The organism is Hymenobacter properus, assembly GCF_015694735.1.
Classification (GTDB): Bacteria; Bacteroidota; Bacteroidia; order Cytophagales; family Hymenobacteraceae; genus Hymenobacter; species Hymenobacter properus.
In genome coordinates this window covers 52,151-73,099 of the sequence record NZ_JADQDP010000009.1, presented here as the reverse complement: position 1 = coordinate 73,099, position 20,949 = coordinate 52,151, and the positions used below count along the sequence as shown (strand labels likewise).

General features: G+C 64.6%; 16 protein-coding genes. 11 read left to right on the top strand and 5 right to left on the bottom strand.

Features of this window, described 5'->3' with window-relative positions:
* The 3 genes from I2I01_RS23075 to I2I01_RS23465 form a co-directional block, all read right to left on the bottom strand.
* A partial coding sequence (locus I2I01_RS23075; RefSeq protein WP_196288901.1) for an efflux RND transporter permease subunit occupies positions 1 to 2,972 on the bottom strand: 2,972 nt, incomplete at its 3' end.
* A gap of 168 nt (positions 2,973 to 3,140) precedes the next feature.
* On the bottom strand, positions 3,141 to 4,115 hold the full coding sequence (locus I2I01_RS23070) for an efflux RND transporter periplasmic adaptor subunit (RefSeq protein ID WP_196288900.1): 975 nt from the start codon (positions 4,113 to 4,115) through the stop codon (positions 3,141 to 3,143).
* A gap of 54 nt (positions 4,116 to 4,169) precedes the next feature.
* Positions 4,170 to 5,498, bottom strand: a complete 1,329-nt coding sequence (locus tag I2I01_RS23465; protein WP_196288899.1) for a TolC family protein — start codon at positions 5,496 to 5,498, stop codon at positions 4,170 to 4,172.
* Positions 5,499 to 5,722: 224 nt separating this feature from the next.
* Here I2I01_RS23465 and I2I01_RS23060 point away from each other — a divergent pair, with 224 nt between their 5' ends.
* The 7 genes from I2I01_RS23060 (at position 5,723) to I2I01_RS23030 (ending at position 13,307) form a co-directional block, all read left to right on the top strand.
* Positions 5,723 to 6,400, top strand: coding sequence for a response regulator transcription factor (locus I2I01_RS23060; RefSeq protein ID WP_196288898.1), 678 nt, complete (start codon positions 5,723 to 5,725; stop codon positions 6,398 to 6,400).
* Positions 6,397 to 7,644 carry a sensor histidine kinase gene (locus I2I01_RS23375; protein WP_196288897.1) on the top strand — a complete coding sequence of 416 codons (1,248 nt, stop codon included), beginning with the start codon at positions 6,397 to 6,399 and terminating at the stop codon, positions 7,642 to 7,644. The genes I2I01_RS23060 and I2I01_RS23375 overlap by 4 nt, the downstream gene beginning before the upstream one ends.
* A 94-nt stretch (positions 7,645 to 7,738) precedes the next feature.
* Positions 7,739 to 8,584, top strand: coding sequence for a phosphatase PAP2 family protein (locus tag I2I01_RS23050; RefSeq protein WP_196288896.1), 846 nt, complete (start codon positions 7,739 to 7,741; stop codon positions 8,582 to 8,584).
* 124 nt (positions 8,585 to 8,708) lie between these two features.
* Positions 8,709 to 9,140: a PepSY-like domain-containing protein gene (locus tag I2I01_RS23045; RefSeq protein WP_196288895.1), complete on the top strand. Its 432-nt coding sequence runs from the start codon at positions 8,709 to 8,711 to the stop codon at positions 9,138 to 9,140.
* Between the two features lie 101 nt (positions 9,141 to 9,241).
* Entirely contained in the window at positions 9,242 to 11,659 is a 2,418-nt protein-coding gene (locus I2I01_RS23040; protein WP_196288894.1) for a TonB-dependent receptor domain-containing protein, read from the top strand.
* A gap of 8 nt (positions 11,660 to 11,667) precedes the next feature.
* The gene (locus I2I01_RS23035; RefSeq protein WP_196288893.1) at positions 11,668 to 12,699 is read left to right on the top strand and encodes a sulfite exporter TauE/SafE family protein; all 1,032 of its coding nucleotides are present in this window, start codon (positions 11,668 to 11,670) and stop codon (positions 12,697 to 12,699) included.
* 17 nt (positions 12,700 to 12,716) lie between these two features.
* Positions 12,717 to 13,307, top strand: coding sequence for a phosphatase PAP2 family protein (locus tag I2I01_RS23030; protein ID WP_196288892.1), 591 nt, complete (start codon positions 12,717 to 12,719; stop codon positions 13,305 to 13,307).
* 270 nt (positions 13,308 to 13,577) lie between these two features.
* On the opposite strand, the gene I2I01_RS23025 is transcribed toward I2I01_RS23030, so the two are convergent.
* Both I2I01_RS23025 and I2I01_RS23020 read right to left on the bottom strand, forming a co-directional pair.
* On the bottom strand, positions 13,578 to 16,151 hold the full coding sequence (locus I2I01_RS23025; RefSeq protein ID WP_196288891.1) for a toprim domain-containing protein: 2,574 nt from the start codon (positions 16,149 to 16,151) through the stop codon (positions 13,578 to 13,580).
* 87 nt (positions 16,152 to 16,238) lie between these two features.
* Complete coding sequence (locus tag I2I01_RS23020) at positions 16,239 to 16,625, bottom strand: hypothetical protein (RefSeq protein ID WP_196288890.1); 387 nt, start codon at positions 16,623 to 16,625, stop codon at positions 16,239 to 16,241.
* A 248-nt stretch (positions 16,626 to 16,873) separates the two neighbouring features.
* Between I2I01_RS23020 and I2I01_RS23015 the strand changes: the two genes are divergently transcribed.
* Genes I2I01_RS23015 through I2I01_RS23000 form a run of 4 tightly spaced genes read left to right on the top strand, consistent with a single transcriptional unit; the run spans position 16,874 to position 20,947 of the window.
* Positions 16,874 to 17,551, top strand: coding sequence for a hypothetical protein (locus I2I01_RS23015; protein WP_196288889.1), 678 nt, complete (start codon positions 16,874 to 16,876; stop codon positions 17,549 to 17,551).
* A gap of 58 nt (positions 17,552 to 17,609) precedes the next feature.
* Positions 17,610 to 18,029, top strand: coding sequence for a hypothetical protein (locus tag I2I01_RS23010; protein ID WP_196288888.1), 420 nt, complete (start codon positions 17,610 to 17,612; stop codon positions 18,027 to 18,029).
* A gap of 4 nt (positions 18,030 to 18,033) precedes the next feature.
* Positions 18,034 to 18,363 (top strand): hypothetical protein, encoded by a 330-nt coding sequence (locus I2I01_RS23005; protein WP_196288887.1) that lies wholly within the window; start codon positions 18,034 to 18,036, stop codon positions 18,361 to 18,363.
* Positions 18,332 to 20,947, top strand: coding sequence for a TraG/VirB4 family ATPase (locus I2I01_RS23000; protein ID WP_196288886.1), 2,616 nt, complete (start codon positions 18,332 to 18,334; stop codon positions 20,945 to 20,947). The genes I2I01_RS23005 and I2I01_RS23000 overlap by 32 nt, the downstream gene beginning before the upstream one ends.
* Positions 20,948 to 20,949: the final 2 nt, after the last annotated feature.

The window sequence follows — 20,949 nt, the reverse complement described above, 5'->3', positions numbered from 1 at the left end:
GCCCCGAGGCCCAGCGCCAGCGGCAGCAGCGCGGCAATGGCCGCCAGCGCCGTCATCAGCTTGGGACGCAGGCGGGCGGCAATGGCGTAGCCAATGGCCTGCTCCACGGGCGCTTCGGCACGGGCCTCGTTGAACTGCTGGAACGTGAAAATGGCATTCTCGCCGATGATGCCCACTACCATAATGAGGCCGGTGTAGGAGCCTACGTTCAGCGGCGTATTGGTGAGGAAAAGGGCGAAGCTGCCGCCGGCCGGCCCCAGCACGGCCACCAGCAGAATCAGGCCCGCCGCTTTCAAATCCCGGAACAGAAACAGGCCCACGGCAAACACCAGCAGGCAGGCCGTGCCCAGAATGGTGAGCAGTTCCTGAAACGACTGCTGTTGCTCGGCATACGAGCCCCCGTACTGGATGAAGTAGCCCGGGGGAAGCGGCACTTCCTTTTCCAGCTTTTGCTTGATTTCGGCCATGGCGCTGCCCAGGTCGCGGTTGTCGAGGCGGGCAGTGACGGCGGTCATGGCCTGCAGGTTTTCGCGCTCCAGCTCGGCTTCGCTGGGCGTCACGCGCACGGTGGCCAGCTCGTCGAGGCGGCGGCGCTGGCCGTTGGGCAGAAACACGGGCTCGCCGCTCATCTGGGTCAGGTTGGCCTGGGCGGCGTTGGGGTAGCGCAGGCGGATGTTAAGCAGCTGCTCGCCTTCGAGCACCGAGCCGGCCGTGGTGCCCTGCAGTTGGGTTTGCAACTGGGTCTGGAAGTCGGTGGCGGTGAGGCCGAACTGGGCCAGGCGGCGCGGGTCGGGGCGCACGTCCACGCTGGGACCCATGCGCACGATGCCGTTGAACACGTCGGCCGTACCCCGCACCTTTTCCACCACCGCCGTTACCTGGTCGGCCAGGGCGTAGCGCTTGGTGGCGTCGGGCCCGAAAACCTTGATTTCGATGGGCTGCACGGTACTCATCAAGTCGCCGAGCATGTCGCCAATCACCTGGCCGAAGTCGATGGTGAGGGCCGGCTGGGTGCTTTCGATGCGCTCGCGGATGTCGGCAATCACGTCTTCGGTGCTACGCTGGCGGTCGGTTTTCAGGCGGATGAGGTAGTCGCCGCTGTTGGGCTCGGTGATGAAAAAGCCCATTTGGGTGCCGGTGCGGCGCGAGTAGCTGGCCACCTCGGGCACCTGCACGATGAGCTTTTCGGCCTGGCGCAGCATGCGGTCGGTTTCTTCGAGGCTGGTGCCGGGTGGCGAGTTATAGTCAAGCACGATGGCGCCCTCGTCCATGTCGGGCAGAAAGCCCGTGGCCAGGCGCGGAATGATAAACCAGATGACCCCAATTAGCACCAGAATGCCCATGACCGAATAGGCCGGGTGGCGAATGACCGAGCGCACCCAGGGGATTTCGTGGTGGTTGGAATCTACTGTGGGCGTCACTTCCGCGCTGCCATCCGTCGCCACTTTCGAGGGCGAATCAAGGGCATCCGCCCTTTCGGGAGTGGGCTTTTTCTTTCCGCTGAGCAGCAGGTAAATCACCGGCAGCCCCAGCCACGCCACCAGAAACGAGCACAGCAGCGCCACCACCATCGTAGTAGCCAGCACTTTGAAATAGGCCCCGGCCACGCCGCCCAGGAGCGCAAAGGGCAGGAAGATGACAATGGTGCTCAGCGAGGAGCCGATGAGGGCCGGCAGCAGGTGGCCCACCGAGCGGCGCACCACTTCGCCGGGCGCTGCCTCCGGGTGGTCTTCGCCCACGCGGTGCAGCTGCTCTACCATCACCACGGCGTCGTCTATCATCAGGCCGATGGCGGCGGCGATGGCGCCCAGCGTCATGATGTTGAAGGAGTAGCCCAGGCCAAAGTACAGCACCGCTATGGTGAGGGCCAGGGCCACTGGAATGGCCCCGAGAATGGTGAGCGTGGCTTTCAATGAGCGTAGGAACAAGGCCGTCACGATTAGCGCCAGCGCCAGGCCAATCCACAGCGCGTCCTGCACCGAGCGCACCACCTCGGAAACGAAATCGGCCTGGTCGTAATAGGTGGCCAGTCGCACGCCGCGCGGCAACCCGGCGCGCAGGGCCGCTACTTTGGCGCGCACGCCGTCGGACACCTGCACCACGTTGGCGTCGGGCTGGCGCAGGATGGAGACGAGCACGGCGTCGTTGCCGTTGGCGTTGATGCGGGTGTACTCCTGCTGCTCGCCCAGGGCTACGGTGGCCACGTCGGCGAGGCGCACGATGCGGCGGCCGTCGTTGCGCAGCACGATGTTTTCGAGGTCTTCTTTCTGCAGGATGGTGGCGTCGGTGACGGTCAGGTAGAGGCGGCGGTAGTCGCTCAGGTAGCCGTTGCTTTGCACGAAGTTGGTGGCGTTGAGCGCCGTGGCCACATCATCAGGCCCCAGGCCGAGGGCGGCCAGCTGGTCGGGCAGCAGCTGCACCTGAAACTCCTTGGTGCGCCCGCCCTGCACCTCCACCGACGACACGCCCTCGACCTGGGAGATAAAGGGCTTGATGGTGTACAAGGCCAGCTTGCGCAACTCCAACGCCGACTTGCCGGGGGCCTCCAGCGTGTAGCCCATCACCGGCAGAATGGCCGGGTTCATGCGCTCAACAGAGATTTGCACAGTAGGCGGCAGGTCGCCCCGAATCTGGTTCAGGCGCGACTCAATCAGGCTCTGGCTCTTGGCTACGTCTACGTTCCAGTCCAGGAAGGCCGAGATTTCGCAACTGCCGCGGCTGGTGGTGCTGCGCAGCAGCTTCAGGCCGGGCACGCGCTTCATGGCGTCTTCCATGGGCTTGGTCACGGTCACCATCATGCGGTCCACGGGCTGCAGGCCGTTCTCGGCAATCACCTTCACCTTCGGAAACGTCACCTCTGGAAACAGGGCCACGTTGATGCGCCGGTAGGCCACCGTGCCCAGGGCCAGGGCCAGCGCCAGCAGCACCGCAATGGGCGCCTTGTAGGCTTGAAAGGGAGAAAAGCGGGGCATAGTAGCGGGAATCAAGGGGTGGGAGGACGGCCGGGGCGTCGCGAGGCATCTCTACCGCATCCGTTGCAGCGAATCGGAAGCCTTCACTCGGGGTACTTCCGTGGTAGAGATGCTTTGCGGCGCCCGCCGGCAGCTCTGGTCGGGTTCGGGGTGGGCGCTACGGCCCCGTCACTCCGGTTCGGCCGCAGCCGGCCGGGTCACTTTCACGGCGGCCGTGTCGTCGAGGCCGAAGTTGCCGCTGACCAGAATTCGGTCGCGGGAGGAGAAGCGGGGCTGCTTGATTTCGATGTGGTCCTTTTCCTGGGTGCCCACCGTCACGGGCACTTTCACGGCGGTGGAATCATTGAGCAGCTTCATCACCCAAAACTCGGCCTGGGTTTCGTCGGTGAGCACGGCGCCGCGCGGCAGGGTCTTGGCCAGGTGGGGCGCCGTGCGGTCGAGCTCGACCTGCACGGTCAGGTTTTCGGGTAAGTCCGGCACGGCCCCTAGCGGCCGGATGGTGTAGCGCTGGGTTTGAATGCTCACGTCGGCCGTGGGCAGCACCTCGGCCACGCGGCCACTGAGCACGCGGCCGTCGGGCAGGAAAATGCGGCAACTCTGGCCCGTGTGCACGTAGCGCAACTGGGTCACGGGCACGTCGAGCACGAAGCCGAAACGGCTTTTGTCGTAGGTAAGGCCCAACTGCTCGCCGTCCTGCACGTAGTCGCCGGCCAGCTTGTCCACCGTGGCCAGAATGCCGCTCCGGGCCGACTTAATGGGGATGATGCCGCTGAATTTCAGCCGCGGGTCGCCGGTGAGCTTATCCAAATGCAGCGTCTTCGACTCCTTGGTTTGGATGGTGAACACCGTTTGGCCGGCGCGCACTTGTTGCCCCACCACGGGCGTGGGCGCCAGCACGTAGCCGGTGGTGGTGGCCCGCAGCGCATCCTTGGCCGGAAAGGCCGACACGGCGCTGAGCCGCAACACGTCCGTCAGCGTATCGGTCTGCACGGTGCCCACCGTAACCAGCGCCCGGGGCTTCACGGTGGATTCTTCCTCGTCAGCCGCCGGCGCATCGGCTTTCGCGTCGGCTGGGTCTTTGGAGCCGCAAGCCACCAGGCCGGCGAGAAAAGCGAAGAAAAGCAAGCGGGGAAGTTGCGTCATGGCATAAAAATGGAACGTTGGCCAGCTTAGGCGTGGAGTTGGCCAACCGGGCGGTTACTGTTCGGCCAGGTAGTCCAGGGCAAACCGGCTACGCAGCTGGTCGGTCTGGGCCTGGGTCAGGCTGAACTGCAGGGTGCGGTAGCTGGTCACCAGGTTCAGGTAGTCGAGGATGGCCACATCGCCGGTGGCTAGTTGCTGCCGGGCAGCACCCACCAGCGCATCGGCCACCTTCACCTGCTCCCGGATGCGCCCCAGCAGCGCATCCGAGGCCCGAATCAGGCCTTCTAGCTGCTCGTACTGCTGCCGCCGCTGCACCGTGAGGAACTGCCGGTAGCCGCGCCGGCTCTGCTCGCTCAGGTCGAGGCGCTGGTACTGCAGCTGGCGCTGGTGGCCGTCGAAAATGGGCAACGAGAGCTGCAAGCCGCCCCCAAACCCTACGCTGTGGGCCAGCGCCACGGGCAGGTAAGACGACGACTGCAAGCCTGCGTCGAGCACGGCACTCAGCTTGGGCCGGTAGGCCGCGTCCACGGCCCGGCGGTCGAGGCGCAGGCGCAGGCTGTCGAGCGTGTATTGCCGCTGGGCGGGGGCCAGCAGGCCGGCCAGGGGCCGCCGCGCGGGCGGCACGGGGGCTTCCAGCGTCACGAGGGCCGTGTCGGCCACACCGGCCAGCGCCCGCAGCGTGCCCAGCTCGCGGCGATAGGCCAGCCGGTCCTGCTCCACGGTCACCTCCTGGGTGCGCACCGAGAGATAAAAGCTTAGGTATTGCGTCTGCTTGAAGATGCCGCCGTTCACCAGCTGGCGCAGCTGCGCGTCCTGCTGCCGCAGCAGCGTGAGCAGCGAGCGGCTGAAGGTGAGCTGGGTTTCGGCGGCATAAGCGGTGAGGAACTGGTCGGTGATGCTGCGGCGTAAATCCAGCGCGGAGAGGCGGCCGGTGTTGCGCAGCACCTGCCCCTGGCTGGCCAGAATCTGGTAGTCGGTTTGCAGCTGAAACCGGTTGAGGATGGGCTTGCTGGCCTGGGCGATGGCGGCGTAGTTGCCGCCGTTGGAAATGGCCTCGTCGTAGCCCAGCACATTTTCGCCCCGGCTGTTCGTCACCGAGGGGTAGTACAGCGCCGAGCCGATGCCGGCTACCTGCACGCCGTTCTGGCGGGCGCGTACCAGGCTGTCGAGGCGGTTTTGCGTGACTTGGTTGGCGGATTCACGCAGCAGGGGGCTGTTTTGGCGGGCCACCAGCAGAAAGTCCTCCAACCGGCGCGGGCTGGCGGGCGGCGCGAGGACCGGGGCCGGGCTGAGCACCGCCGGGGCGCCGGGCTCCTGGCCCCGGGTGGACAGGGCCAGGCCCGGGAGCAACAGCAGGGCGATGGATAGCAGGGTTGAACGCAAGGCACTTGGGGTCAAGTGAAGGATAAGCCAAAGCTCCCGTCGAAATCTGGGGTAAATCTGGACCAGCACCGGGGAGTGCCGCTGGCGTCGGGCGTGGCGTTGCTGGCAGTACGCCGAAATGGCTTGCCCCGTTTGGAGCGGATTTGCTACAGATTTACCCCAGATTTTTGTACCTACTTGCCGCCCATTGGCCAGCCGCTGTCGCGGTCGTATTTCTCTATTCCGTGAAGATTCTCATTGTTGAAGACGAAGCCCCGTTGCGGACCACCTTGCTGGATTTTCTTCGGCACAGCGGCTACATCTGCGAAATCGCGGAGAACTACGAGCAGGCCCATGAGAAAATCAAGCTCTACCAGTACGACTGTGTGCTGGTGGACCTGACCCTGCCCGACGGCTCGGGGCTTGATTTGGTGCGCACCCTCAAAGCCGACCACAGCCTGGCCGGCGTGCTCATCATCTCGGCCCGCGGCTCGCTCGACGACAAGGTGCAGGGTTTGGAGCTGGGCGCCGACGACTACCTGCAAAAGCCCTTTCACCTGGCCGAGCTCAACGCCCGGCTGCGGTCCATCATCCGGCGGCGCCAGTTTCAGGGGCAGCGCCATATTATGTTCCGGGACCTGACCATCTTTCCCGACCAGACCCTGGTGCTGGTGAAGGACCAGCCCCTGACGCTCACGCGTCGCGAGTACGACCTGCTGCTCTTTTTGCTGGCCAACCCCAACCGCGTGCTCACCAAGGAAGCCATCGCCGAGCACATCTGGGGCGACGACGCCGACATGGCCGACTCGTTCGACTTCATTTATACCCACTTTAAAAACCTGCGCAAAAAGCTGCAGGAACACGGCGCCGACAATTACATCCGCACCGTCTACGGACTGGGCTACAAGCTCGAAACGGCGTGAAGCTCCTCGCCCGCACCAACCGCTACTACCTGGGCTTGAGCGCCCTGCTCTTCGTGCTGGGCACCGGCGTGCTGTACACCGGCCTGCAGCATGCCTTGGCCCACGAGGTGGACGAGCAGCTGCAGCAGCAGCGCACCTACCTCACCGAACGCATCCGGGTCACGGGGGCCTTGCCCACCATCACCATGCCGCAGGAACTCACCATTGACGGCCCTACCCGGTCCGAAAGCCTGCGCGACACCGTCATTTTTGACCCCGTGGAGCACGAGGCGGTTCCCTTCCGCGTCATCTCGTTTCCGGTAACGGTGCAGGGGCAGCGCCATTGGCTGACGCTGCGCAAATCGCTGCTCGAAACCGAGGACATCCTCAAGGTTATCCTGACGGTCATGCTCGCCGTGATGGCGCTGCTCTTTGGCAGCCTGCTGCTGCTCAACCAGTGGCTCTCGCGCTGGCTGTGGGCCCCGTTTCGGCGCACGCTCAAGGCCCTGCGCGGCTACCAGCTGCAGCAACCGCAGTCGCTGGTACTGCCCGCTACGCCCATCGACGAGTTCAGCGAGCTGAATCAGGCCGTCGCCCAGCTCACCCAGCGCGTGGCCGCTGACTACCGCGCCCTCAAAGAATTCACCGAAAATGCGGCCCACGAAACCCAGACGCCGCTGGCCATTATGCAGGCCCAACTGGAGCAGCTGGTGCAGGACCCCGAGCTGCCCGAACGGGCGGTGGGGGCGGTGCAGCACGTGTACCGGGCCGCGCTGCGCCTCTCGCGCCTGCACCAGGCCCTCACCCTGCTCAGCAAGATTGAGAACCGGCAGTTTACGGACGGCGTGCCCGTGCAGCTGGACGCGGTGGTGCAGGAGAAGCTGCGCCAGCTTCAGGACTTCATGGAAGCCAAGGAGTTGCGGTTGGAAGTAGGGCCACTGGCGCCGGTGTCGGCGGTGATGCATCCCGGATTGGCCGAGTCATTAATCGGCAACCTGTTGCAAAACGCGGTGAAGCACAACCTGCCCGGCGGCCTGCTCCGGGTGCACCTTCGGGCGGCTGCTCTGGAAATTACCAACACCGGCCCCGAGCTGCGCACCGACCCCATGCTGCTGCTGGGCCGCTTCCGCAAGCACAACGCCGCCTCCGAATCGCCCGGCCTGGGCCTGTCCATCGCCGAGCAAATCTGCACCTACTACGGCTTTCGGTTGAGCTACTCGTTTATACCGGCAGGGACGCTGCACACGCTGCGGGTGACGTTCTAGCCCGGTGGCGTCAGATTCTCCCCAGAATTGCCACGTACACTGCCACCCGCAGGACCGGGCAGTGGTCCGGCGCAGCAGAAACATGAGGCAGCAAATGATTGGTCCAGCAGGCGGAAGGCGCGGGGTGCTGGCCCTTGTATGGGCGCTGACGCTGCTGGCTGGACCGGCCGTGCGGGCCCAAACTCGCTGGCCCGCTGATACCCTGGCCGCTGGCGCCGTGCCGCCAACCCGTCCGTTGCGACCGGACTCGCTGCGGGTGTTTACGCCCGGTCGTCTGCATCGCCTCACCGGTAGCCCGGCTTTTCGACGCACCGTGGTTCCCGCCACGCTGCTCACCCTGGCCGTGCTGGGTACTGAAAAGGTCGACGTCTTCGAAACCGACGAAGCCCTGCGCCGGGAAGTCACCGCGCGGGTGCACCTGCAAACCAGCCTGGATGACCAGCTGCGGCACGTGCCCGCGCTGGCCAGCCTTGGCCTGAGCCTAGTGGGCGTCAAAGGCCGCCATAACACCTTGAACCAGGCGCTGCTCTTCGGGCTTACCTACACCATCAACAACACCCTTACCAGCAACCTAAAGCAGCTCACCCACGTCGAGCGGCCGCAGGGCAACAGCTTCGATTCTTTTCCGAGCCAGCACACCAGCGCGGCCTTTTCGGCGGCCCGCCTGCTCGACAAGGAGTACGGCGGGCGCAGCGGCTGGTACCGCGTGGGCGGCTACACGGTGGCCACGGCCACCGGCGCGTTGCGCATCGCCAAAGACAACCACTGGCTGTCCGACGTGCTGGCGGGCGCGGGCGTGGGCCTGCTTTCCACGGAGCTGGCTTATTGGGTGTACCCGTGGCTGCACCGCCAGTTGGTGAAGGGCCTCGGCGACCGGGCCGTGGTGCTGCCCCTGTACCTGGACGGCAGCGTGGGCGTCACGGCCGTGGTCCTGCTGTAATAGCGTTGACCGGCCTGGAAAAGTGGCTATTTCCCGGCGTCCATCCAAAATGTTCGGGTCCAGATTAGCTCCAGAATCGGCCGGTAGGTTTGCCATGTATTTTCACTTTACCCTTCATTTGCCCATGAAAACCGTGTTGATGTTCGCCGTAGCCACCCTGCTGGCCGGTTCCGCCCACGCCCAGAAAGTGGCCGCGGCCCAGGTGCCCGCCGCCGCAAAAGCCACGTTCCAAGCCAAATTCCCGGCGGTGAAAACCGTGGCCTGGGAAAAAGAAGGGACCGACTACGAAGCCGGTTTCAAGCAGAATGGCAAAACCATGTCGGCCGTGATAACGCCTGCCGGGGTGCTGCAGGAAACTGAAACTGACATGAAAGTTGCCGAGTTGCCAGCCGCCGTGCGCGCTACCCTGGCTCGCGACTACAAAGCCTACCAGGTGAAGGAAGCCGCCACCATCGTCAAAGCCGACGGCCGCACCGTGTACGAAGCCGAAGTGAGCAAAGGCGGCAAGGAGCAGGACGTGCTGTTCACGGCCGACGGCAAGGTCGTTACCCAGTAAAACCTGCCCATTTCATCCCCGTGCCCTGCCGGCCCCTGTGCCCGGCGGGGCATTTTATGAACAGCCGGCGGGCCGGCGGTTTTGCCTTGTTAATCAGAAGAATGTTGCGTAAAAAGATGATGCCCCGGCTGGGGCTTTTGCTGGGGTTGTGGTGGGGAATGGGGCTGGCCGCGCACGCGCAGTCGGGCACGGTGCGCGGCACCTTGCTGGAAGTAGGCACCGGCAATCCCGTTTCGTTTGCCAGCGTGGTGCTGCTGCGCGCCGCCGATTCCACCTTCGTGGCCGGCACCCAGGCCAGCGAGGTGGGCGCCTTCGAGCTGGCGCCGCTGCCCTTGGGCCAGTACGTGCTGCGGGCCACGGCGGTGGGCTACCGCACCGGCCGGCGCGTCATCAGCCTCACGGCTGGCGCGCCCGTGCTGGCGCTGGGCACGCTAAGGCTGCGCACGTCGGCCACGCAGCTCACTGACGTGGTGGTGACCGCCGAGCGGGCCGTGGTAACCGGCGGCCTCGACAAAAAGGTCGTCGACGTGAGCAAGGACCTGACCGTGAGCGGCGGCACGGCCATCGACGTGCTGCAGAACGTACCCTCCGTAACGGTGGACCAAACCGGCGCCGTGAGTATTCGCGGCTCCAGCGGGGTCACCATTTTCATCGACGGCAAGCCCACGGGCACCACGCTCGACCAGATTCCGGCCAGCAGCATCCAGAGCGTGGAGGTGGTAACTAACCCCTCGGCGCGCTACGATGCCAGCGGGGCGGGCGGCATCCTCAACATCGTCCTCAAGAAAGAGCAGCGCAACGGCCTCAACGGGCAGGCCACGGCCCTGGTGGGCACCGGCGACAAGTACAATGCGGCCCTGAGCCTGAACTACCGCAAAGGCAACCTCAACTGGTTCGGCTCTTATGACTTTCGCCGCGACCACCGCCGCATCAACGGCACGCTGGACCAGACCACCCGCACCGGCGCCGACAACTTGGTGCTGCACCAGGACCGCAGCGGCACCAACCTGCAGACTTCGCACGCCGCCCGTTTGGGCTTCGACTACGCCCTGACGCCCGAGCAAACCCTCACGCTGGCCGTGCAGCCGCGTTTCAACCCGCTGGCCAACGACGAAACCCTAGATTCACGCCAGGTGAACACGGCGCAGGGCAACCAGGTGGTACCGGCTGGCACCAGCCGCCGCGGCAATGCCAGCACCGGCACCTTCCGCTCAGCTGACGTGACGGCCGACTACCGCCGCGTGTGGGAGCAGCACAAGGGCCGCGAGCTGACCGCCAGTGCCGTCTACACGCCCCTGCTGGCCGACAACGACGTGGTCTCTAACATCCTGTACGCCGACAACCGGCTGGTGCAGCAGCAGCGCACCACCACCCGCACGCAGCAGGGCACGGCCCAAGTTGACTACGTGCACCCGCTGGGCGAGAAAAGCCGCTTCGAAGTGGGGGCGCGCAGCAGCCTGCGGCAGTACGACATCGACTACCACTTCAGCAGCGTACCCACGTTGGGTTTCGACCCCTCGAATCGCTTCATCTACAACCAGTACGTGCAGGCGGCCTACGGCATCTACGCCGGGGCCAAAGGAAACTTCAGCTACCAGGCGGGCCTACGCGCCGAGCAAACCAACCTCGACGGCAACCAGGTGGCCACCAGTGAAAAGTTCACCCAGCAGTACCTGGCCTGGTTCCCGAGCGCGGTGCTGGCCTACGAGCTGCCCCACGAGCAGCGCGTGCAGGCCAGCTACGCCAAGCGCATCCAGCGGCCCGACGCGGGCGAGCTCAACCCCTTCACCGACCGCTCCGACCAGCTGAACCTGGCGACCGGCAACCCGCAGCTGCTGCCCGAGTACGTGCATTCGGTGGAACTGGGCCACGAAATCAGCTTCGCCAGCGGCCGCAGCCTCAACTCCACGGCCTTCTACCGGGTCGAAACCAACACGGCCCAGGGCTTCCGCCGGGTCATTACCGACCCGCTGACGGGCAACCTCGTCACGAGCACCACCCGCCAGAACCTGGGTACCGAAACCACCTACGGCTTGGAGCTGGTGGGCGCCAGCCCGCTCACCGCTTGGTGGAAGGCCAACGCCACGGCCTCCACGTTTCGCCGGCTCATCGTGGGCGCCTCGCTCGACGGCACGCCCATCAACACGGCCAGCCAGGTCTTTACCACGCGGCTCAACAACGTGTTCACGCTCGGCAAGCGCCTGGATGCGCAGGTGGCCCTCAACTACCGCTCGCCCATCAATTCGGCCCAGGGCACGCGCAGCGGCAACTTCAACGTGGACTTCGCCACCAAGTACAACGTGCTCGGCGACCGGGGTACCCTCACGCTACGGGTGGCCGATATTTTCAACACCCTGCACTTCGATTTCACGGCCTACGGCACCGATTTGGCTACGGCCAGCCATTTCAAGCGCGAGTCCCGCATTGCCTTTCTGGGCTTCACCTACCGCTTTGGCCAAAACCGCAACGCCAAACCGGACAAGAAGCAGCGGGAGGACGAGGGCGGCGGCTTCGAATAAGCAAGCGCATGGGCCTGCTACTCGTATTTGCGGCGGCGCTGCTTGCCTTTGCGCTGAGCACCGTGAGCGGCGGGGGCGCCGGCCTGTTGCTGCTGCCCGTTCTGGCGCGGGTGCTGCCGGCCTCCGTTGTGCCTGCCGCGCTGACGGTGGGCACGGCCACCAGCACGGCGTCGAAGCTCGGCTTGTTCTGGCGGCACATCAACTGGTCCATTGCGCGGCGCTTTGTGCCGGGCGCGGTGCCGGGCGTGCTGCTCGGGGCCTATCTGCTGAAGTACCTCAACCCGTTGTACCTGGAGGTAGTCATCGGGCTGTTTTTGCTGTCGAACCTGACCATGCTCTGGCGAAAGGACGCCGCCGTGGCCGAGCCGGCAGTGGCAGCAAGCGGCCTGAAGCTGGGGGCGTTGGGCTTCCTGGCCGGCTTCCTCTCTGGCCTGACCGGGGCGGTGGGGTTGCTGTTCAACAAGTTTTACTTTCGCTATGGGCTGAGCCGGGACGCGGTAATTGCCACCCGGGCGGCTAATGAACTGTTGCTGCACTTCATCAAGCTGGCCCTCTACCTGTGGCTGGGACTGCTCACCACCGCTGCCTGGCAGGCAGGGGCTACTGTGGCGGTAGGCGCGGTAATGGCCACGGCCGGCACCAAGCGCCTCGTTCGCTACCTGCCCGAGCAGGCATTCCGGCGCATTGGGTACGCGGCGATGGTGCTGAGCGGCGCGTTCATGCTCTCCTCGGCGGGCGCGGAGCTGCGCGAAACCAAAAACCTGCGCGCCAGCGCGGCCCTGCTGGGCGATGATTTGGAAATCACCGGTTGGTGGCACAGTGGCAGCCTTACCCTGGAGCTGGAACTGGACGAGAGCCCTGCCATCGAGCAGCCCGTGGCCCTGGCCGACTTGCCCCCGGACGTGCAAGCAGCCATCGTCCGGCTGCAGCAAGGCCGGCCCATCCTCAAAATTGAGGAAGTGTGGAAGCTGCACACCCATTACTACGAATTGTACCTCAACGACGGCGGCCGGGTGCGCTCGCTGAACGTACCCCACTAACGCCGCTACTCTACGCCATGCTTATCCGCATTTCGCAACTTTTTGCCTTGCTACTGGCCCACAAGCGCCGCCTGCTATGGCTGCTGCTCTTGGGTGTGGTGCTGCCTTGGGGCATTTTCTTAAAAGCTAGTTCCGAAATCGAGGAGGGCGAAGGCTTTTACGGCGACCTGCAACTTCTGCGCTGGGCGCACGCCCACACCACGCCCGCGCTCGATTCTTTTTTTCTGTTTTGCTCCGCCATCGGCGGGCCCGTGCCGATGACGGTAGCGGCCGTCCTGTTCACCGGTGTGCTGGTGTGGCGCCGGCAGCCCCGCTACGCGTGGTTTTTTGGGCTGGCCGTGGGCGGGGCTGCCGCCCTGAACCTGCTGGCCAAGGCCATCCTGGGCCGGCCCCGGCCGGCGTTCTGGGTGTCGCTGGCCCCCGAAACGTCGTTCAGCTTCCCCAGTGGGCACGCCATGGGCTCGGCCGCGGTGGTGCTGGCGCTGGGCCTGCTGCTGGCCCGGGGGCGCTGGCGGGTGTGGTTACCCGGGGCGCTGTTTGTGCTGGCCGTGGGCTTTTCGCGCGTGTACCTGGGCGTGCACTACCCCAGCGACGTACTCTCGGGCTGAATAGCCTCGCTGGGCTGGGTTACGGGCGTGTACGTACTGCTGCCGCCTCATCGGGAGGTGTCGTCGCGCCAATGAATCAACTACTAAACCGCCACACCGGCGCCTTCCATACAAACCGCTACGGCTCGCGCCGTTTCTAAACCTTTCAAATCCGGCTCGAACCAGCAAACGTTACCGACGCATGCTTGAGCACTTGAATGCTTCTGCTGACCGTAAACTGAGCTACAAAAATAAAATTTGGGCGACCTTTCGTAATCAAATGTGGCTGCCCTACCGCTCCAGTTGCTGCGCTGACTGCTTGCCTTCAACGCCGTGGTGAGCCGCCTTGTGGCGCTCCGCCCGGTCACTGCTGTGCTCCACCACTTGATTACCCGGCTGCTGCCCGATGGCATCAAGCGTCTGGCTAACCTGTGCTATGTCGGGCTGGTCGGTGCGGTAAGACACCCGCATTTCCGCGTGGCGGGTACCTTGTTCGTCCGTCGTGCTTTGCACCTCGCCCACTTTGGCCCCGCTGGCCACGGCGGCGGCCCGCACCGCTTCGGCTTGGCCTCGCGCGCCCGTAGTCAGCGCCGGCTCTTCTACCCGAATGATGACCTGCTTTTCGCTACCCGACGTGGTGGGATGAACGGGCTGCTGCCCAGCTGCGCTAAGCGCGGCCTCCGGCTTAGCGGCCACATCCATACCCCGGTCCCGGTTGTGGGGCTGAATGGGGGCGGCTTCGGCGGCCAGCTGCCGGTCAGCACGGTCGGCCTCGGGCTCTACAATGCTCACCCCGGCGTACTGCTCTTTGCCTGCCGCGGCGCGACTGGTTGTGTTAGTGACGATGGCATGAATGATGGCAATGTCCGGCTGGTCGTTGCGGTAGGTAATGTCAAATTCCGCCCGCCGGATGCCCTGCTCGTCCACCGTAGCTCGCACTTCGCTCGTCTGCATGGAATAGCCGGAATTATCCAGAATGGCTTTCCAGGCCTCGGCGCGGCCCGTAGCGCCCGGCTGCAACTCGTCAATTTTCCACGTGGCCGTTTTCTCCTCGGTGGCAGCAACTGTCGGCAGGCTGGCCGCCGCGTCATAGCGGGCCCGGTCGCGCAGTTCCTCGCGCTCGGCTTCGTCGATTTTACGACCAGCCGGCGGGGGGTTGTCGTGGATGTACTCTTTCAGCAGCACTAGGCCGGCATCCCGGGCGTGCACAAACTGCGCGGTGTGCTCGGCCGCTTCCTGCTCGCTGCGGTAGGAGCGGGTGGGTCGGTCCACTTCAGCCGCGGCAGCGCCGAGTATCGCTTGGTTGAAGCGTTTGTCATCCTGCTGTCGCTCCTGTTGCTCTTCCGGGCGGTTTTCCCGCTCCCGCTGAGCTTGGCGCTCGGCCGCCCGCTGCTCCCGCTCCAGGCGCTGGGCTTCAGCCAGGCGCTGCTGGCGCTCTGACTCGCGCTGCTGCTCCTCGCGTTGGGCGGCGGCGCGAATCTGCTCGGCGGTTAGCCCTTGATTGGTGTACTCCAGCTCTTTATTGAAGTCCTTGGCCAGCGGGTAGTCTACCCGCAGAAAGCTCTCCTGCTGGCGCTCGGCCTCCGGGCGCAGCTGCTCGCGCTGCCGGTAGAGTTCCTGGGCCACTACTTCCAGCTGAGCCGTGTCGGCGCGGGCCACAGTCAGGCGCACGATGGTGGCCTGCTCGGTACTGCGCTGCACTTCTACGGCCAGCGAGGGGCCGGCCTCCTGCGTGCTATTAATTTTCTCCACCCGCTCGCTAAGCTGCTGTACCTGGCCGGCGCCCTGCTCGGCCGTGTCATGGTGAAACGTCACCTTCAGGCTGGTGTGGTACTTGTCGCTGGTAGCGTGCCACTCCACCGGCCGGGAGGCCTCGCGGTAGGCTTCCTGCTCAGCTACTGGCACCAGGGGCCGGGCTGGCTGCAGCTCGTTGAGGTAGTTGATGTTGAACTGCCGGCCGCCGGCGTCGCGGTCGTTGGCCAGCACTACTTCCTGCGGGGCCTGCTTGTCGATGACTCGCTGAATCAGGGCAATCTGCGCCTCGGTGGGCGTGCCGCTGGTGGCAATGTAGAGCGTGTTCTTCGGGTCCTGCTCGTGCTTGAGCTGGTAGTGCGAAAGCGAGTCGATGGCCGACTCGCTCACCACCACGCGCGCCACCGGCGTGTCTTTGCCGTCGGTCGGGTGGGAGACCCAGATGCCGTTTTTGGGCAGCGGTAGCAGGCTTTTGTAGTGGTCATTCTTCTGCTCGACGCTGGCCAGTCCGTGCTCATTGTAAAGCGGAAAGGCTGTGTTCTTGTGCTCGTTCTGCTGCGCCGTGAAGATGCGCCCCTGAAAAGCTGGACTGTCGAGGGTCTCGTCGGTGATGCCGCGCCCGTGCAGGTAGCTGCGGTCGGTAAGCTCCTTCTTGACGCCCAGCACTTCGGAAATCAGGCGGGTGCGGCGCTCTTCCTCGGCTTGCCTGGCCTGCTCCGGGTCGCCCACGGGCAGGCTGCTCAGGCGGGCGGTTTCGGGTGGGGTGGCGTACTGAGTCGTATACTGGCGGGCCGGGGCCGGCGCGCCGTCGAGGTACTCGCGCAGCTGCTGGCGTACCTGGCCCAGGTTAAGGCCGTGGCCGTCGCCGCCTCTTGTCTTGGCAAAGTCGATGATGGAGCCCGCGTCGCGGTCGTCGCCGGTGTTCAGGTACACCTGGTGGTCGCCCTTACGGGTGACGATGACGTGCTCGTCGTCCTTAACGAGGTGGTGCCAGTCGCCGCGGCGGCTTTCCTTCTTGATGGTGTAGCCCTGGCGCTGGGCGTAGTCAACCAGGTCAATGTCGCGCTTGAAGCGGTCGAGCTCGGTGGGGTCGTTTTCCCGGGGTGCGTTCATAGGGTGGGCTGGGAGAGTGGAGCCGGACAGCTCCACCTCCTAGCCAGCACCCGGCGTCCGGGCCCCAAGCAGGAAAGCTATCCGGGGTTAGATAGTTGGCGGCGGGTTGCCGGCCCGCTGCGCGGCCGCGTCGAAGAAGGCCAGCTGCTCGTGGAATTGTGCTAGTAGCTCGCTGCTGCCGAACACGTACTGGTTGGCGCCGCTGCCGATGTCGATGCGCACGATTTCCGTGGTCACGCCCAGCGCGCGCAGCACTTTCTGCACCAGGCGCGGCTCGTCGCGCTTGAGCTTGCCGTTCTTCAGGTTCACGACGTTGGTATAGGTCAGGCCATGCTGGGCACAAAATGCGGTTAACTCGCCCTGGGGCAGGGCTTTCAGGCGAAACTGAACGTAGCGAAGGCACTCGGCATAGGGTGCGGACAGGCTAAGGTCAGGAAACCCCAACGGGGCGGAAACGTGGTCGGATGGTACCATGCAAAGAAGGGCACACTGCTGGGGCAGTGGGGGTGAAGTATCGGAGCGATACCCCAAAGGACGCATATCGGGCTTACAAGCCGCAACGCCCTCAAGGAAAAACTCAAATCTTCTACCACCCGACCGGATTGAGATTGACCTCGGCCGGACACCACTTCGCTGGTATGCGCTTCATACGACCAAGTAATTTTTAAGTTTTCACTAACTTTTTACTAACACCGATAGGCTTCTTACCGTAAGGGGCCGGTATGCGTTTTGGAATACTCATCTTGGTGGTACTGGCTCTGGCCGCGCTGGCGGCGTTGCTGTGGTGGCGCTTCAAGGGCCCCGGCAAACCGGCCGCTCCGGTTGCCGTGCTGGCCACCCGGAACCATCATTCCCTGCGCACTTTCCATTACGAAACGGCCGCGGCCACCCAGGCGGCCGGGCAAGCAGCAGCTTCCGCTGAAGTCGGAGAGGCCCTGGCCCGGCTGCTCTCGCGGGAAGACCTGGCCGCCCCGGAGCCTGTGCATTCTGCCGAGAAAGCGGAAGCGACGCTTTCCGCTGATAACGCCGAATCAACTTCGGACCCAGGCGAAGCCGACCTGGAGGCGCCGGCAGAAGATACACCCCGCCCGGCTTCAATTCGCCACGCGGCCGGCGCCCTGGCCTCGCTCCTGGATGTGCAGGAAGAGGCAGTCGTGCCTGCCGCATCAGCGCCCGAGCCAGCGGTGGAAGCTGATGAGGAGCCGGCCGCGGCCCTCTTCCATAATCCGCTTACCGCGCCGGCGCCGACGGCCAACGACCAGGCCAACCGCGCCGCCGAAATCGCCCTGCGCCAGCAGCGGCGCGCCCGCATGAGCGCGGATGCCGCCGCCCAGCGAGCGGCGCTGAGCGGCCTGTTTCCCGGCGCCGGCAGCCCCATCCCCGCGGCCAAACCTTCCTAGATGCCATACCTGCTTTCCGGGGAGATAAGCACCCTGTTTCCACCTATTACCCCTTTCTATGCTAACCCATTTCTTTTCCCGGGCCCGTACCCACGCCGCAACGGCAACTGAAACCCTGCACTCGCTGGCCGTCTCGGGCCAGACCTACCAGCCCTCCAAAGCCGAACAGCGCGCCGCTGCCCTGCTGACTACCCTGGCCCTGGCCACCAGCCCGGCCCGGGCCCAAGTGGGCGGCGGGGGAGCCGCCGCGGCGCTCGAAGGCGTGCAGGAAACCGTCGTCAGCATCGTGCAGGTCATTTTCGCCATCGTGCTCATCGTGGGCCTGATTCGCGTGGTGATGAAGTTCGTGCAGGGCGCCCCCGATGCGCTGGGCTCGCTGGGCTGGCTCGTGGGCGGCGTGATTCTGTGGTTCGGCTTCCAGCTGTTTAAGGACGATTTGGTCAGCGCCGTGGGCGGCGGGGACGGGGGCGTACGCTAAGCTCATGCGCTCCTACAAATCCATTGAGCGGCCCGCGCAGGTGCTGGGCATGAACATCCAGGACCTGGGCATCATGGTCGGCCTGTTCATCGGCTCGGTCCTGCTGCTGGGCTTTCTGGGCATGGCCGTCAGGATACCCCGCCTGGTGTACCTGCTCGTCATCCTGGTCGAGCTAAGCCTGATTCTGGGCCTGCGCTACCTGAGCAAGAAGCAGGCGCCCGGCTTTCTGATGGGCTGGCTCTCCTTCACCTTCATCCAGCCCCGCCGCCTGGCGGTGGGGCCCATACCCACCCCTTCCACCCATGACCAAAAAGCCCAAAACGGCCGCGTTTAAGGCCGTGATGCCCGTGCACAGCTTCGAGGGCGACAAGGTGGTCTTCAAGGACGGCCGCGTCGCGGTGGGCTTCCGCGTGGAGCCCGCCGAGATGGAAAGCTGGACCTCGGAGGACTACGACGCCTTCCAGACCGCGCTGGTGGGCGTGCTGCGGCCCCTGCCGGTGGGCACCATCGTGCAGAAAACCGACATCTATTACGACCGGCCTTACCGCGAAGACAAGACGCAGCAGACATACTTCGAGAACAAGATGAACAAGCACTTCTTCGAGCGGCTGGTGCTGTTCCAGAAGTCCTACCTGTTTCTCTCCTTCGCCCCGGTGGCCGTGAAGTCGCCCAAGACAAACGCCGTGAATGCGCTGGTGGCCCGCGCCGGCGAGTCCGTGCTCAAGAATCCATTTGCCCAGCTCGTGCACACGCTCGAAGCGGCCGAAAGCGGGGCCGTAGAATTCATCCAGGGCATCAAAAACCTGGGCGGTGTCACCTTCGAGCGGCTGCCCAGCGCGGAGATTCACCAGCTCTACCTGCAGTACTTCAACCTCAACTTCGACGGCCAGCCCACCCGGCAGGAGCGCGAAATCGGCAACGACCTGGGCACCTTCAGCGTGGGCGAGCACAAGGTCAACGTGCTGAGCATGGTCGGGCAGGGCTCGGATGCCTACCCGGCCGTGCGCAACTCCTACGGGGTGACGGCGCCGATGCTCTACCCGCTGACCCACATCCTGCAGTGCCCGCACGTGCTCACCCAGGCCCTGCTTATTCAGGATACCCGCGCCGAGCTCAGCTCGCTGGACACTGACCGCAAGCTAAACGCCTCGCTCTCGTTTCTGGCCACCCAGGACAACCACCTGCGGGCCGCCGAAGTCGAGGAGTTCACGGCCGAAGTACGGGCCGAAAACAAGCAGATTGTGGGCCTGCACCTGAGCTGCGTGCTCTGGGACACCAACGACACGAGCCGGCGCGAGAACGTGGAGCGGGCCACCGCGGCCTTTCGCTATATGTTCGGCACCGAAAGTGTGGTCGAAAGCTACCTGGCTTTGCCCGTGTTCTTCGGGTTGCTGCCCGGCAACGCCTGGCAGGTGCCGGACCGCTGGCTGACGAGCACCGCCGACCGTGGCGCTTGCTACACCCACTGGACGGCCACCTACAAAACCGACCCGGTAGGGGAGTACCTGACGGACCGGTTCCGGAATCTGGTGCAGGTGAACCTGTTCAACACGGCTCTGGACAACCAGAACGCCATTGTCATCGGCCCCTCGGGCTCGGGCAAGAGTTACACCTTCGGCAACCTGATAGTGCAGCGCTTCGAGAAGGGCGCCCGGCAAATCATTATGGACGTGGGCGGCACCTACCGCAATGTGCTGCAGTCGCTCAACGGCGAGGACTTCGACAACACCTACTTCGAGTACGACCCGCAGCGGCCCATTGAGTTCAACCCCTTCGTCGTGCCGCGCGACACGGCGGGCAAATGGCTCTACAACGACGAGAAAACCAACTTCCACCTGGCATTGCTCGCGGCCCTCTGGAAAGGCGGCAAAGACACGGCGCTCGACAAGTCGGAGCGTACGATTCTCTCGCGCTTTCTGATTGAGTACTACGCCTGTCTCAACGAAAGCCCGCGCCTGAACCAGAAAGACGAGGAATTTCCCGGCATGGAGAGCTTTTACCGCTTCGTCGAGCAGTACGACCAGGAAATGCAGAAGCCGGTAGCCCTGCCCGGCGACGGCGTGGAGCCAGACCCACTGGATGGCGCCCGCCGGCAGTACCAGAAAAACCTGAAGTACATCGACATGCACCAGTTCTTCCTGGTGCTGGGCCAGTACATCACCGGCGGCCGCTACGAGCGGGTGCTTAACGCCAAGCGCGACGTGGATTTGAGCGAGTACCGCCTCATCTGCTTTGACCTGGCCAAGGTGCAGGCTGACCCCGACCTCTACCCCGTGGTGGCTATGCTTATCACCGAGCTGAGCCTGGACCTGTTCCGCAAGTTTCCCGACGACATCAAGTACATCGCCCTGGACGAGGCTTGGACCATGCTTTCGGGGGTGCTCTCGGAGTTCATTGAGTCGATGTACCGCACCATCCGCAAAACCAACGGCTCGGTGACCATCATCACTCAGGGCATCACCGAGATTACCAGCAGCAAAATCGGGCCGGCTATCATCAACAACTCGGCCACCAAGATTATTCTCCGCCACGTCAATCCCGACTCCCTGGCGCAGCTGCAGGCTCCGCTGGGCCTCACCGGCCACGAGATGGATTTGATTAAGTCGGTGCGCTCGACCGAGGCGCTGCGCGAATTCTTCATCAAGCAGGGCGCCAAGGGCAAGGTCTTCGCCCTGGAAGCCTCCCCGCAGCTCGATGCCATCCTGACCTCCAAGCCTGTAGAGCGCAACCACCTCAACAAGCTGGTCAAGTTCTACCAGCAGACCCAGCAGCGGCCCCGCACCGACAAGAACGGCCACGTGCTGCTCAATGCCGAGGGGCAGATAGAGTACGAGCCCGTGCGGGTGCAGCGCTTGGATTACGCCGTTGACCAGTTTGTGGAAGATAAACAGGCCCGACGCGGGGCTCTGGCGAAATGAGC